General features: G+C 45.4%; 8 protein-coding genes. 6 read left to right on the top strand and 2 right to left on the bottom strand.

Features of this window, described 5'->3' with window-relative positions:
* The first annotated feature begins 90 nt into the window (after positions 1 to 90).
* The 6 genes from cheA to cadA all read left to right on the top strand — a co-directional run bounded on the left by cheA (position 91) and on the right by cadA (position 9954).
* The gene (cheA, locus tag D9741_RS23415; protein WP_130209519.1) at positions 91 to 2109 is read left to right on the top strand and encodes a chemotaxis protein CheA; all 2019 of its coding nucleotides are present in this window, start codon (positions 91 to 93) and stop codon (positions 2107 to 2109) included.
* Between the two features lie 10 nt (positions 2110 to 2119).
* Positions 2120 to 2629, top strand: a complete 510-nt coding sequence (locus tag D9741_RS20010; RefSeq protein WP_130209517.1) for a chemotaxis protein CheW — start codon at positions 2120 to 2122, stop codon at positions 2627 to 2629.
* Between the two features lie 43 nt (positions 2630 to 2672).
* Complete coding sequence (locus D9741_RS20005; RefSeq protein WP_130209515.1) at positions 2673 to 4193, top strand: methyl-accepting chemotaxis protein; 1521 nt, start codon at positions 2673 to 2675, stop codon at positions 4191 to 4193.
* A 338-nt stretch (positions 4194 to 4531) separates the two neighbouring features.
* A complete protein-coding gene (gene cadC, locus D9741_RS20000) occupies positions 4532 to 6049 on the top strand; it encodes a lysine decarboxylation/transport transcriptional activator CadC (RefSeq protein ID WP_130209647.1) in 1518 nt (505 codons plus the stop codon).
* A 363-nt stretch (positions 6050 to 6412) separates the two neighbouring features.
* Positions 6413 to 7744, top strand: coding sequence for a cadaverine/lysine antiporter (gene cadB / locus D9741_RS19995; protein ID WP_130209513.1), 1332 nt, complete (start codon positions 6413 to 6415; stop codon positions 7742 to 7744).
* A gap of 77 nt (positions 7745 to 7821) precedes the next feature.
* Complete coding sequence (gene cadA / locus D9741_RS19990) at positions 7822 to 9954, top strand: lysine decarboxylase CadA (protein ID WP_130209511.1); 2133 nt, start codon at positions 7822 to 7824, stop codon at positions 9952 to 9954.
* Between the two features lie 680 nt (positions 9955 to 10634).
* Here the strand turns inward: cadA and D9741_RS19985 are convergent.
* Both D9741_RS19985 and D9741_RS19980 read right to left on the bottom strand, forming a co-directional pair.
* Complete coding sequence (locus D9741_RS19985; protein ID WP_240780413.1) at positions 10635 to 11606, bottom strand: ParB family protein; 972 nt, start codon at positions 11604 to 11606, stop codon at positions 10635 to 10637.
* On the bottom strand, positions 11603 to 12808 hold the full coding sequence (locus D9741_RS19980) for an AAA family ATPase (RefSeq protein WP_130209509.1): 1206 nt from the start codon (positions 12806 to 12808) through the stop codon (positions 11603 to 11605). The genes D9741_RS19985 and D9741_RS19980 overlap by 4 nt, the downstream gene beginning before the upstream one ends.
* Between the last annotated feature and the right edge of the window lie 446 nt (positions 12809 to 13254).

Raw genomic sequence — 13254 nt, 5'->3', positions numbered from 1 at the left:
CTGATATTGCGCCATCCAGCACACTTGGCACCGCTAACCCGCCGTTACACCCCGCGTCCGAAATTCCTGTTCAGGAGAAGACGAAATAAGATGGATATCAGCGATTTTTATCAGACTTTCTTTGATGAAGCCGATGAGCTATTGGCAGATATGGAAGGGCATTTGCTTGAGCTTAATCCGCGAACGCCTGATAAGGAAAGCCTGAACGCTATCTTCCGAGCCGCTCATTCGATTAAAGGCGGCGCGGGGACATTTGGTTTTACCATATTGCAGGAAACAACGCATATTCTGGAAAATATTCTGGATGATGCCCGCAGCGGAAAACTCCAGCTCAATGAAGGCATCATTAATCTTTTTTTAGAAAGTAAGGATATTATGCAGGATCAACTTGATGCATATAAATCTTCCCGCTCGCCGGATGAGGACAGCTACCGGTATATTTGCGAGGCACTGAGACAGATGGCCCTGGAATCCAGGGAGGGCACTGTTAATAACAACACTCAGTCCGAGCCGATAAAAGAAAGTAAAAAAGATACAGGAACGGGAGAAGATATTTTAAAGATTACCCTCAGGGATCTGGGAGAAAAGGATTTCGAACCTCTTGTTGAGGAACTTAAAAATCTTGGCGAGTTGCAGGATCTTAAAATTGAGAAAAGCAGCCTGCAGGCTCGTATGTTTACCACTACCGCTGCGGATGATATTCTGGCGGTATTATGTTTTATTCTGGAACCAGAACAAATCACAATTGATGTTTGTGATGACGATTTTGTAGAAAATACCTGTCCGGATACAGGCGGTGTTGCGGGAGAAACAAACGATAGTGGATTTTCTGCAACAGCCAGTTCCCCGACTGGCGCTGCGCCAGCAAGAAAACTGCGTGGTGCCAGCGAATCCCGTAAACAAGGTACTGAATCCGGTAGTATTCGTGTCGCCGTAGAAAAAGTAGATCAGATAATTAACCAGGTCGGTGAACTTATTATCACCCAGACCATGCTTACACAGTTATCTGCGGGGCTGGATCCTGCTCAGTACGATTCGCTGATTAACAGTATTGCGCAACTCGAACGTAATGCACGGGATTTGCAGGCATCGGTGATGTCGATCCGTATGATGCCGATGGAATATGTCTTCAGCCGTTTTCCGCGTTTAGTTCATGATCTTGCTAATAAATTAAATAAACAGGTAGAACTGACGCTGTGGGGCGGTTCTGCTGAACTGGATAAAAGTTTAATCGAACGCATTATCGACCCTCTTACACATCTGGTACGTAATAGTCTGGATCACGGTATTGAGCCGATTGATGTCAGGCTCGCTAATGGTAAACCTGCTACCGGTAGCCTGACGCTATCGGCAGAGCACCACGGCGGTAATATTGTTATCGAAGTCGTGGATGATGGCGCCGGCCTCAACAGAGAAAAAATCCTTAATCGCGCTCATGCGCAGGGCGTCGCTATTAGTGATAACCCCAGCGATGAAGAAGTCTGGATGCTCATTTTTGCAGCGGGTTTCTCCACCGCAGAGAAAGTTACCGATGTCTCCGGTCGTGGCGTTGGTATGGATGTCGTGAAACGAAACATTCAGGATATGGGCGGCCATGTGACAATCCATTCAGAGCAGGGGCGTGGAACCACTATCCGGATAATATTACCTCTGACGCTGGCAATTCTGGACGGTATGTCTGTACGCGTTGGGTCAGAAATTTATGTTCTTCCGCTTGGCGCAGTGATGGAATCGCTGATGTTACTGGAAATGCCGTTAAACAGAATGTCCGGCGGTGAGCTGGTATTGAAAGTCAGAGAGGAATATCTGGCCCTCATAGAGCTGAATAATCTTTTCGGTATCCAGAGTGATTTACAGAGTGTAAATGAAGGTATTGCGGTCGTCGTGCAAAGTGCTGGCGTTCGTTATGCGCTACTGGTTGATCAACTGATTGGTCAGCATCAGGTTGTCGTCAAAAATCTCGAACAAAACTATCGTAAGGTGCCGGGAATTGCTGCTGCCACTATTCTGGGGGACGGCAGCGTAGCTATGATCCTGGATGTTGCTGCGCTTTATTCCAGAACAGCAATGACGCCTGCAATAGTGGATTCCGGCAAGGTTCTCAATTAAGGAATACATTATGAAACTCACAGATAACGATAAGCAGTCGGCAAAAGAAAATGTCGGTAATGAATATTTAATTTTTACTCTTGGACAAGAAGAGTATGGGATCGAGATATTAAAGGTTCAGGAAATTCGCGGCTATGAACGTGTTACACGCATTGCGAATACCCCTGATTTTATTGCCGGTGTGACAAACCTTCGCGGCGTTATTGTACCTGTAGTTGACTTTCGCGTTAAATTTCATCTCGACACTGTCGCATTTGATGAAAACACTGTCGTTATCGTGTTAAGTTTTTCTAATAAAATAGTTGGGATAGTGGTCGATGGTGTCTCTGATGTGCTCTCCTTGTCACCCGAACAAATTCGCCCGGCACCTGATTTTAGTGGCGCAAAATTAGCTACGGATTACTTGCTTGGCTTAGGTACGCTTGATTCCAGAATGCTTATTCTCGTAGATATTGAAAAATTGCTTAACAGTGAAGAAATGCAATTGGTTGAGCGTACAGCAGAAATATCAGTTGACTAAAATGTTGCTTTAGTAATTTTCATGCTTACAGGTCAGGTGCATAATGATTTTTTCATCAAAAATCAGCGAGAAGCTCAGGTTTTTACCTGACTCATTATCTCTAAAAACAACTTTTATTATTGCCGTTTCTTTTGTTGTTTTGCTCTTCACTATGTCAAATATTATAACATTATATCATTTTATTGAGATTAAGAATAACGTTTTCAGGCTAACGACAGGTTTAGATCAGATCAATAAATTGTCAAAGACACGGCAAGCGCTTGAACTTGTCTTTGAAGAATGGGATTACCGTGACAATAGTAAATCCATGCATAACATGGAATCTGCTAAAAATTATTTCCATGAGTATCTGAATGTAATTTCTGATGATGCTAAAGTTGGTTCGAAATCCACTCAGGCAGTCAGTAATGCTTTTGCAAATGTTGAAAAGGCGTTTAGTTCGGGTCGACTGAGTGAAGTGCAAAAAGAGGTCGATAATTTTGTTATTCAGGAAAATGCTCTGGATGATTATGTCTATAAATATGATGAGCCTGAAGCTAAGGATATTATTAACTGTCTGTTAACTGACTCTTATTATGTTAGTATATTCTCTTTCGGTTTTTGGATAATATTATCGGCTGTTGGCTGGCTATGGTTAAAAAATAAAGTATTCTCACGATTTGAATACATTAAAGAATGCTTTTCTTTAATTTCTAATGGCGAACTTAACCATACCTTAGACATCGGTCAGAAAAACGAAATTGGCGAAGTTATTGAGCAACTGGATACTATGCGGCTCAATTTAAGCGAAATCCTTACAACGTTTAAAAGTTCAATTGAATTAATCAGTGACAGTACTGATGAAATGGCGCATGGCAACAGCGACCTGTCAACTCGTACAGAGGAGCAGGCGGGGGCATTACAGCTTACGGCTGCCAATATGGAAGAGATTAGTACGACAGTCGCGCATAATGCTGACAACGCAAAAAAAGCGAATGAATTTGCCAGCGCGGCAAATACGACGGCACAGGAAGGGCTGACGGCGGCGCAGGCGGTTACGGAAACCATCCGTACTATTGAGCAAAGTGTTAAAAAGATATCGGAAATTAACAAAGTTGTGGATGACATCGCTCGCCAGACATATATCCTGGCGCTTAATGCTGCTGTTGAAGCGGCAAGAGCCGGAGATCATGGACGTGGATTTGCTGTCGTTGCCAGTGAAGTACGGCATCTGGCTCAAAACAGCGCCAGTGCGGCAAAAGAAATCAATGAATTGATAACCACAGCCGTTGAACATGTTAATACAGGCAATGCGCTGGCTTCCAATGCGGGTAAGACGATTAATGAAATGGTAGATGCCATTTATGATGTCAACAGCATTATGAATGATATCTCACAGGCGTCTGAAGAGCAGAGCAAGGGAATTCAGCAGGTTGCGTATGCACTGACTGAAATGGATAACGTGACGCAGCGTAATAGCATATTGGTCGGCGAATCGGAAACCATCGCACTGAGTCTGCATGATCAGGTCAGACAATTACAGGAAATGATCGCCTTCTTTAAATTACCGATTAATGATCTTTGATTATCCCCGATGCACATCAGATATAGCACCCTACCAGGGTGTTATATCTGCCATCGTTGTCGATAACTACGATTACTATTCCTGTTTTTCTCGTTACTACTCCTGGTTTGGACTGGTTAATTTTTAGTAGTAGGCTTAATCTATTTATATAGGATTAATATAAATGCCTTTATATTAGCCAGGGTAAACACCTGAGTTAATCTCATTAAATATCTTAAGTTAGTTTCTTTTTGCTACAGATTTAACTTATTTTATGGTTAATAATATGGAAACAGATGCAACAATTGAAGAGGGTGTTAATATCAGCATATAACAAGCCGTTTTTTGGAGCTAATTTTATGCAGCAACCTGTCGTTCGAGTGGGCGAATGGTTAGTCAGTCCCGATGTTAATCAAATCAGCTGCAACGGGCGGCGGACAACACTCGAACCGCGATTAATCGATCTTCTGGTTTTTCTTGCTCATCACCCCGGAGAGGTGCTTACGCGCGATGAGTTGATTGACCATGTGTGGAAGCGTAATATCGTTACCAGCCACGTTGTAACACAATCTATTTCTGAATTACGCAAGTCATTAAAAAATGGCGATGATGATGAAAATAATGAATATATCGTTACTATCCCCAAGCGTGGATATAAACTCACCGCGCCGGTAATATGGTGTGCTGAAGAAATGGAATTGACGCCTGAACAATCCGATATTATGTCTGATACTCCGCCACCGACCAATGCCCCCACCATTACCGCACCTCAATTAACGGATAATCAGCCGCGTAAATATCATCATTTCCGTGTTGTTATCGTTTGGGCTATATTTTTACTAGCCGTGCTCAGTTGTGTATTTATGGTTGCAAAAACAGCAATTAAATCTAATTTAACGACGACCAATACTCAGCTTCTGCTGAATCCACTTGATATTGATATACACCTCGTTAATGGAAATGCATGTAATAACTGGAATTTACAGCTTTTTTATGCCGTTGGCTTAGGAAGCCTGGTGACATCCACGCTTAACACATTTTCTAATTATATGGTGCATGACAAAATAAACTACAGCGGCCATGTTTCGGGGAATTCAGGGAAAACGTTAACGCTGGAGTTTCTCAATCAACGTCACTATCGCGCACAGCAATGTTTTATGTCTGTCCGCCTGGTCGATCATGCGAACGGCGAGGTTATGCTGGATAAACGTTACTTCATTACGGGGTCTAATGAGGTTGCGATCCAGAATGATTTACTGAGCAATTTATCATCGGCGCTTTCGCTATCCCGGTCAGACAAAATGACGGAAATGATGAGCCATTATCAACCCATTAAAAGTCAGTCTCTGGCACATTTTTTTGAAGCACATCAGTTGTTAATGCAGGGGGATGCTGCATCGCTAAACAAAGCCAGTGAAATCCTCGAAGACGTGGCGAAACAGTCCCCGGAATTTACCTATGTTAATGCTGAAAAAGCATTGATCGATATTTTTCGCCATACGCAGCAGTTGCTTGATGACAAACAGCTTAAAACGTTATATGCCTCGATGGAGAAAATTCGTAACAGCCCAGGGATCAAGGATTCAGCGATTTACTATCAGATTAAAACTGTCGATTTGTTAGATCGTGGCAACGTGGAGGAGGCGTATCAGGCAATTAATCTTGGTATCAGAAATGAGCTCTCCTGGCTAAACTATATCCTGCTGGGAAAAGTCTACGAAATGAAAGGCGAAAACCGTCTTGCTGCTGATGCCTATATTACCGCATTTAATTTTCGTCCTGGTGAAAACACGCTGTACTGGATTAAAAACGGAATATTCCAGACATCACTAAACCGCATCGTACCCTACCTTGAAAATTATTCTTCAGCAGAATAAATGAAGCCTTATCATATTTTTTCTTAAATAATATGATAAGGCGTTTTTTTCATGTCATCAGTCACCGTATTTATATTTTACGTAATCCATCATAAGTCAGATGAACTACGGTTTTATTCTTAAGAAAGTTGCTTTAATTGGTTGATAATAAACAAGATTTATCTTTTCATGATAACCGTAGATAATCCAGATAACCTTTATGGATCTCTAAAAAACATCATTTATATATCGTTTATTGTTTATTCATTTTATCTTTAGGACTTCATTCTCCTGAATTAGTACTCTTTTCTGTAGTCGGCCAGTCTTCAGCGTTGTTTACATGTTGACTAGTGCCTTGAATATTAAATCCAGGAGATTGAAAATATGAGTTCTGCCAAACAGATCGGGCTATTTGCCTGCACTGGCGTGGTAGCCGGTAATATGATGGGCAGCGGGATTGCATTATTACCCGCGAATCTTGCCAGCATTGGTGGTATTGCTATCTGGGGATGGATTATCTCTATTATTGGCGCGATGTCGCTGGCCTATGTTTATGCCCGCCTGGCGACCAAAAACCCGCAACAAGGTGGTCCAATTGCTTATGCAGGGGAAATATCTCCGGCATTCGGTTTCCAGACCGGTGTTCTTTATTACCATGCGAACTGGATCGGTAACCTTGCTATTGGTATTACCGCAGTCTCTTATCTTTCTACTTTCTTCCCTGTATTAAATAGCCCAATTCCAGCCGGCATTGCCTGTATTGCTATCGTCTGGATCTTTACGTTCGTCAACATGCTTGGCGGTACCTGGGTGAGTCGTTTGACGACGATTGGCCTGATACTGGTTCTGATTCCTGTCGCATTGACTGCTGTTATTGGCTGGCACTGGTTTGATCTGGCGACTTACCAGGCGAACTGGAACACCTCCGGTACGACTGACAGCCGCGCTGTGATTAACAGTATTCTGCTCTGCCTGTGGGCTTTCGTTGGCGTTGAATCTGCTGCGGTGAGCAGCGGCATGGTGAAGAATCCAAAACGCACCGTTCCGCTGGCAACCATGCTGGGCACGGCAATGGCCGGTATCGTTTATATTGCCGCAACCCAGGTGCTTTCCGGGATGTTCCCTGCCGACCGTATGGCTGCTTCTGGTGCTCCGTTCGCCGTTAGCGCCGCGACGATGTTTGGCGGCTGGGCCGCACCGGTGGTTTCTGCTTTTACCGCTTTCGCCTGTCTGACTTCCCTCGGTTCCTGGATGATGCTGGTTGGCCAGGCGGGTGTCCGTGCGGCAAACGACGGCAACTTCCCGAAAGTTTATGGTGATGTTGACAGTAATAACATCCCTAAAAAAGGCCTGCTGCTTGCAGCTGTGAAAATGACAGCCCTGATGGTGTTGATCACGGTGATGAACTCTACCGGTGGTAAAGCTTCTGACCTGTTTGGCGTGCTAACCGGGATCGCCGTGCTGTTAACCATGCTTCCTTACTTCTACTCCTGTGTTGATCTGATTCGTTTCGAAGGCGTCAACCTGCGCAACTGCGCCAGCCTGGTTTGTTCAGTGCTGGGTTGTGTCTTCTGCTTCATCGCTCTGTCAGGCGCCACGTCCTTCGAGCTGACCGGTACATTTATCGTCAGCCTGATAATCCTGATGTTTTACGGTCGTAAATTGCACCAGCGCGAACATGCTGCTGACGACGTTAGCAGCGTAGACACCCACTAATTCCCTTCGTTTCTCTGCGTTCCTCTCGTTCTCCCACAACGAGACGGGAGGAGCCAGCTCTATCAGGAGATATAAATATGAACGTTATCGCGATAATGAATCAGATGGGTGTTTACTTTAAAGAAGAGCCTATCCGTGAATTGCATTGCGCCCTTGAAAAACGAGGCTTCCACGTTGTCTATCCAAACGACCGCGAAGATCTGCTGAAGCTGATTGAAAATAATGCTCAACTTTGCGGCGTGATCTTCGACTGGGATAAGTACAATCTTGCGCTGTGCGAAGAAATCAGCGCCATGAATGAGTACATGCCACTGTATGCGTTTGCAAATACTCACTCTACCCTGGATGTCAGCCTTAACGAGCTGCGTATGCAGGTGCGTTTCTTCGAATACGCGCTGGGCGCGGCGGAAGATATCGCCTTAAAAATCAAGCAAAATACTGACGAATATATCGATACCATTCTGCCGCCACTGACCAAAGCCCTGTTCAAATATGTTCGTGAAGGTAAGTACACATTCTGTACCCCTGGTCATATGAGCGGTACGGCATTCCTGAAAAGCCCGGTCGGTAGCATTTTCTATGACTTCTTTGGTGCAAACACCATGAAGTCAGACATCTCCATCTCGGTATCTGAGCTGGGATCTCTGCTGGATCACTCTGGTCCGCACAAAGAAGCGGAAGAGTATATTGCTCGCGTGTTCAACGCTGAACGCAGCTATATGGTCACCAACGGTACGTCAACCGCTAACAAAATCGTCGGCATGTATTCCGCTCCGGCGGGCAGTACTGTGCTGATTGACCGTAACTGCCACAAATCGCTGACCCATCTGATGATGATGAGCGATATTACGCCGATCTACTTCCGCCCGACCCGTAATGCTTACGGTATTTTAGGCGGTATTCCGCAGAGCGAATTTCAGCATGAAACCATCGCCAAACGCGTGCAAGAAACTCCGAATGCCACCTGGCCTGTACATGCTGTTATTACCAACTCGACTTATGACGGCCTGCTGTACAACACCGATTACATCAAGAAAACGCTGGACGTAAAATCCATCCACTTTGATTCCGCTTGGGTGCCTTACACCAATTTCTCGCCAATTTACAAAGGTAAATGCGGGATGAGCGGTGGTCGTGTTGAAGGTAAAGTGATTTACGAAACTCAGTCTACGCATAAATTGCTCGCGGCGTTTTCTCAGGCATCCATGATCCATGTGAAAGGGGATGTCAACGAAGAGACGTTCAGCGAAGCCTATATGATGCACACCACGACTTCACCGCATTACGGTATTGTTGCATCGACTGAAACTGCTGCGGCAATGATGAAAGGAAATGCCGGTAAGCGTCTGATTGATGGCTCTATTAATCGTGCAATCAGGTTCCGTAAAGAGATTAAACGCTTAAAAGGTGAATCAGAAGGTTGGTTCTTTGATGTCTGGCAGCCAGAGCAGATTGACCAGGTTGAATGCTGGCCGCTCAATTCTGACAACGGCTGGCATGGTTTCCAGAACATTGACAACGAGCATATGTATCTGGACCCGATCAAAGTCACTCTGCTGACGCCGGGTATGACGAAAGACGGCACGATGGACGATTTCGGTATTCCAGCAAGCATTGTGGCGAAATACCTTGATGAACACGGCATTATTGTTGAGAAAACCGGTCCTTATAACCTGCTCTTCCTTTTCAGCATTGGTATCGATAAAACCAAAGCTCTGAGCCTGTTGCGTGGCCTGACCGAGTTCAAACGCGCCTTTGATTTAAACCTGCGTGTGAAAAACATGCTGCCGTCACTGTATCAGGAAGATCCTGAATTCTATGAAGACATGCGTATTCAGGAACTGGCGCAGAACATTCATAAACTGATTTCTCACCATAATTTGCCGGATCTGATGTATCGCGCGTTCGAAGTTCTGCCTGAAATGGTGGTAACGCCGTATCGTGCATTCCAGAAAGAACTGCATAGCGAAGTAGAAGAAGTTTATCTGGATGACATGGTCGGTCGCGTTAACGCCAATATGATCCTGCCGTATCCTCCGGGTGTACCGCTGGTGATGCCTGGCGAAATGATCACCGCTGAAAGCCGTCCGGTACTGGAGTTCCTGCAGATGCTGTGTGAAATTGGCGCGCATTATCCGGGCTTTGAAACCGATATTCATGGTGCGTATCGTCAGGCCGATGGCCGTTATACCGTGAAAGTACTTAAGTAATTAAAGTAGTAAATTGATATAACAGTTTATTTCCTTCTGTCTTATATCGATCTATTGGAAGGGGCCGGTGAATACATGCTGTCGTTCACCGGCTTTATTTTTGCCCGCTGCTTACTCCTCTTTTAGCCATATTATCAATACCTCCTGGCCGCTAAACTAAGGCCAAATCCTGATGGTTTTCTCTTACGCTGAGTGTCAGTATGTGATAGTGCACATACAGAGAAAATAAATTTTGGCACAAAAATCAAAAATAAGATAAAGACTTTATTCACACCCGGATTTAGAACAAAACAGCATTTTAGATAAATATTGCTCTGTAAAAGATATACCCGCTATTAACCAGGATAGAAAAAGGAGAAGCAAGATGGAAGGATATGAGATTATGTTCAGCAACCGAAAAGTTAAGTTTAGTCATCATGTGTCGATAATTTTTTTACTCAGCGTTATTGGTTTTTTTGCGGTGATAGCAGGAATAGTTCTGTTGTGGCATAATTATAATTTATAGGCAGTGCCTGAGTTTTTCGTTTTACTATCAGGTTATCACATGAAGTAAGCGCTTACATCTACATGGTTCTGTAGGCCGGATAAGGCGTTTACGCCGCATCCGGCAAGAAACTACGTCGGGCTAAATAGCCATTTTGCCGTTACCGCGTACATTCATGATGTCCGCGCGAAAACGGTTAATCAAGGTGCCTGGCGAGCACGTCATTAATTGACTGCTCCAGCTCGTCCATGACCTCTTTTGTCAGACGATTAAATTCAAAAGAGATTGTCCGGCCATTAATGCGTTTACGCGCGTATCTGTCTTTGTCATCAAAAGCCCATAGCGACACCACTTTCGCTTTCTCTTTTTTAGGCAGTGAGATCAGCAAAGAGGATTTTTTCTGAATAAGCTTCAGCAGCTTATTTTTAATCTCATCTTCCGCAAGGCCACCTTCGCTCAGAATAAGATCAATATCTTCTGAAATTTGTTCGATCAGCGTGCTCAGTTCGACATTTTTCTCGGCGAGACTTTCGTCCACCGCAGCGAGTAATTTGTAATCGGAAAAATGAAGCTCCGACTGCACCGGAAACAGGGAAACCAGTTCCTGCGGAACGGATGCCGCCTGCATGGCGCGGGAGACTTTGGCCGGCGACAGTTTTTCCTGTGCGGCTATCTGTTTCTGATTCAGACCAGACGCTTTAAGCGCCATCAGGCGTAACCCGACTTCACGCAGGTTATGTTCTTTCGCCGTCTGAATATCTGCCGCCAGTTTACGAGCTTCATCGGCAGATACTGTTGAAGTGGTGACCAGCACTTTCAGTGGGGTATGGCACAAAATTGCCGCCGCGCGTCTGCGGGAACCATCAATAATTTCCACGCCGTCTTCCCGCTCGATGCCGATGCAAGGGAAAAACTGTTGCAGACGAAGCGTGCGGGTAATGTCTTTCAGGGACTCGCTGGTCAGTGAAGTCTGATCGCGGCCATTGATCTCCTGAATAACATACGTCCCATTTTCAACCTCGTTGGCCGGGATGGTGCGCAGCGAAAAAGTAACATGACGCCCAGTGGAGAGGGTAAAGATTTGCTCCTGAGACGGTCCGCCATCATCCTCGTGCAGCGCAGGGGTTTTGAAGGTACGGCCTATGGTGACTCTCTTGGCGCTCATCATACACCTCCATTGGTTCTGATAAATTCAATGCGGTCGAAGACTGCCCGGGCGAAATCTTCGGCGGCGTGGCGGGCATTTTTCAACGCTTCGCTGCTGCCGATATAGGTGGCTGGGTTTGCCGAGACAACGGTGTCGAAAGACTCACCACAACGCTCAAAGCCATCCAGTCGCGGTAATGCGACATCAAGCATATCGCCGCCAAAAATTTCCTTCGCCAGGCTATGACAAAGCTTATGGTCGGCCTTGTTCGACAGTTTTGACATAAAGCCGATATTGCCTTGCAGATTACATTTCATGCCGGATTCATTAATAATTTCAACCAGTTCAGGGAGCCTGGTTAAATATTTCAGCGTCGAGTGGAAATCAACCTGCGCAGGCGGAACCGGCGTTAACAGCAGATCGGCTGAGGCGATAGCATTTTTGAGAAACGCATCAAGGTGTGGGCCGCTATCGATAAAGATGAAATCGTAATCTTTGCGCAGTTTATCAATCACATTCTCTTTCAACACCGCGTGAACATTCTGTCCAGGCAGGTGTTCGGCGCATAACTCATCCCAGCGTGAGGCGATAAACGCATCTTCAATTGAGGCTGGCAGTACGTCCACGCCCGGCACAATGGAAGGCACGATAAATTCTGAGAGCAACTCCTCACGCGATACATTTTGCAGCATGGCCTGTGCGGAGGTGGCCTCGACCATGCCAATGGCCCGGGTATGGTTGAGGAACATGGTTGCTGAAGACTGCGGATCGAGATCAACGACCAGGATGCGTAAGTCTTCATAAAGCAGGTGAGGGTGGGTGCGTAGCGCATGGGCCAGAGAAACGGTAGAAACCGTTTTAGACACGCCACCTTTCAGGTTGCCGATGAAAACGGCGAATGCCGATGGATAGCGGTCGCGATATTTGGGAACGCCACGGTGATGGTAAATGTCGATAATGTTCTGAATCGACATCGCGTATTTGGTGGAGCTACCGGCGGGGCGCTTATCAAACACATAGCCGCTTTCTTCCATCTCGTTGACGGCGTAGTCCACGCTGGCGCGCGTGAGACGGGGCAGCCGGGCAAGCGCTGCCTTGGCATAGACCTGATAAAACTTGTTTTCCTGCAACTCTTCTTTCTGTGACTGAATTTGTTCGGTAAGAGAAAACAGCATTTTCTCTGAACGTTGCGCAACTTTTAACAGATGGACAGGCGTATCCATGATTTTCTGCCTTTATGCTGAAATGATGAATTTCGTCAAGAATGCTACATACAAGTGGCAAAGTAAACATTTCAGATGCAATAAGGTAAAAATAGCGGGTAGCGTCTCACTTATCCGCTGAGTAGTGAGCGTCTCTGGGCGTTATTCGCCAGATCGGAGCGGGGCAGAAGGGCGAGTCATGTAGTGCTGATGACGTACATAAAGCGTCTGTCTGGATAATATCGTTGTTGTATTGCGTTCAACCTGATGGAACTCTGATAGCACTATTTTCAGCCAATACGCGTCAGGTCAATAGTCCAAAAAAATCGGTAATATCAGGGTATTTTTGATAAAAAATGGCCTGCGCAATAAATGTTGCGCAGGCCATTAGATGTTATTTAAGCTGATGCGGTGGGTAATCTCACTGCGTTAGTCAGGCACCTTTATTGGGTGCTAGCGTGATTTCT

The sequence above is a fragment of the Escherichia sp. E14V7 genome (genome assembly GCF_004212225.1).
Lineage (GTDB): Bacteria > Pseudomonadota > Gammaproteobacteria > Enterobacterales > Enterobacteriaceae > Escherichia.
The sequence above is the reverse complement of the archived record's forward strand: the minus strand, read 5'-3'. Positions and strand labels throughout refer to the sequence as shown.

Coding starts and splice junctions, on each gene's coding strand:
- cadA (WP_130209511.1), top strand. CDS start 7,822: ATGAACGTTATCGCGATAATGAATCAGATGGGTGTTTACTTTAAAGAA.
- D9741_RS19980 (WP_130209509.1), bottom strand. CDS start 12,808: ATGGATACGCCTGTCCATCTGTTAAAAGTTGCGCAACGTTCAGAGAAA.
- cheA (WP_130209519.1), top strand. CDS start 91: ATGGATATCAGCGATTTTTATCAGACTTTCTTTGATGAAGCCGATGAG.
- D9741_RS19985 (WP_240780413.1), bottom strand. CDS start 11,606: ATGATGAGCGCCAAGAGAGTCACCATAGGCCGTACCTTCAAAACCCCT.
- D9741_RS20010 (WP_130209517.1), top strand. CDS start 2,120: ATGAAACTCACAGATAACGATAAGCAGTCGGCAAAAGAAAATGTCGGT.
- D9741_RS20005 (WP_130209515.1), top strand. CDS start 2,673: ATGATTTTTTCATCAAAAATCAGCGAGAAGCTCAGGTTTTTACCTGAC.
- cadC (WP_130209647.1), top strand. CDS start 4,532: ATGCAGCAACCTGTCGTTCGAGTGGGCGAATGGTTAGTCAGTCCCGAT.
- cadB (WP_130209513.1), top strand. CDS start 6,413: ATGAGTTCTGCCAAACAGATCGGGCTATTTGCCTGCACTGGCGTGGTA.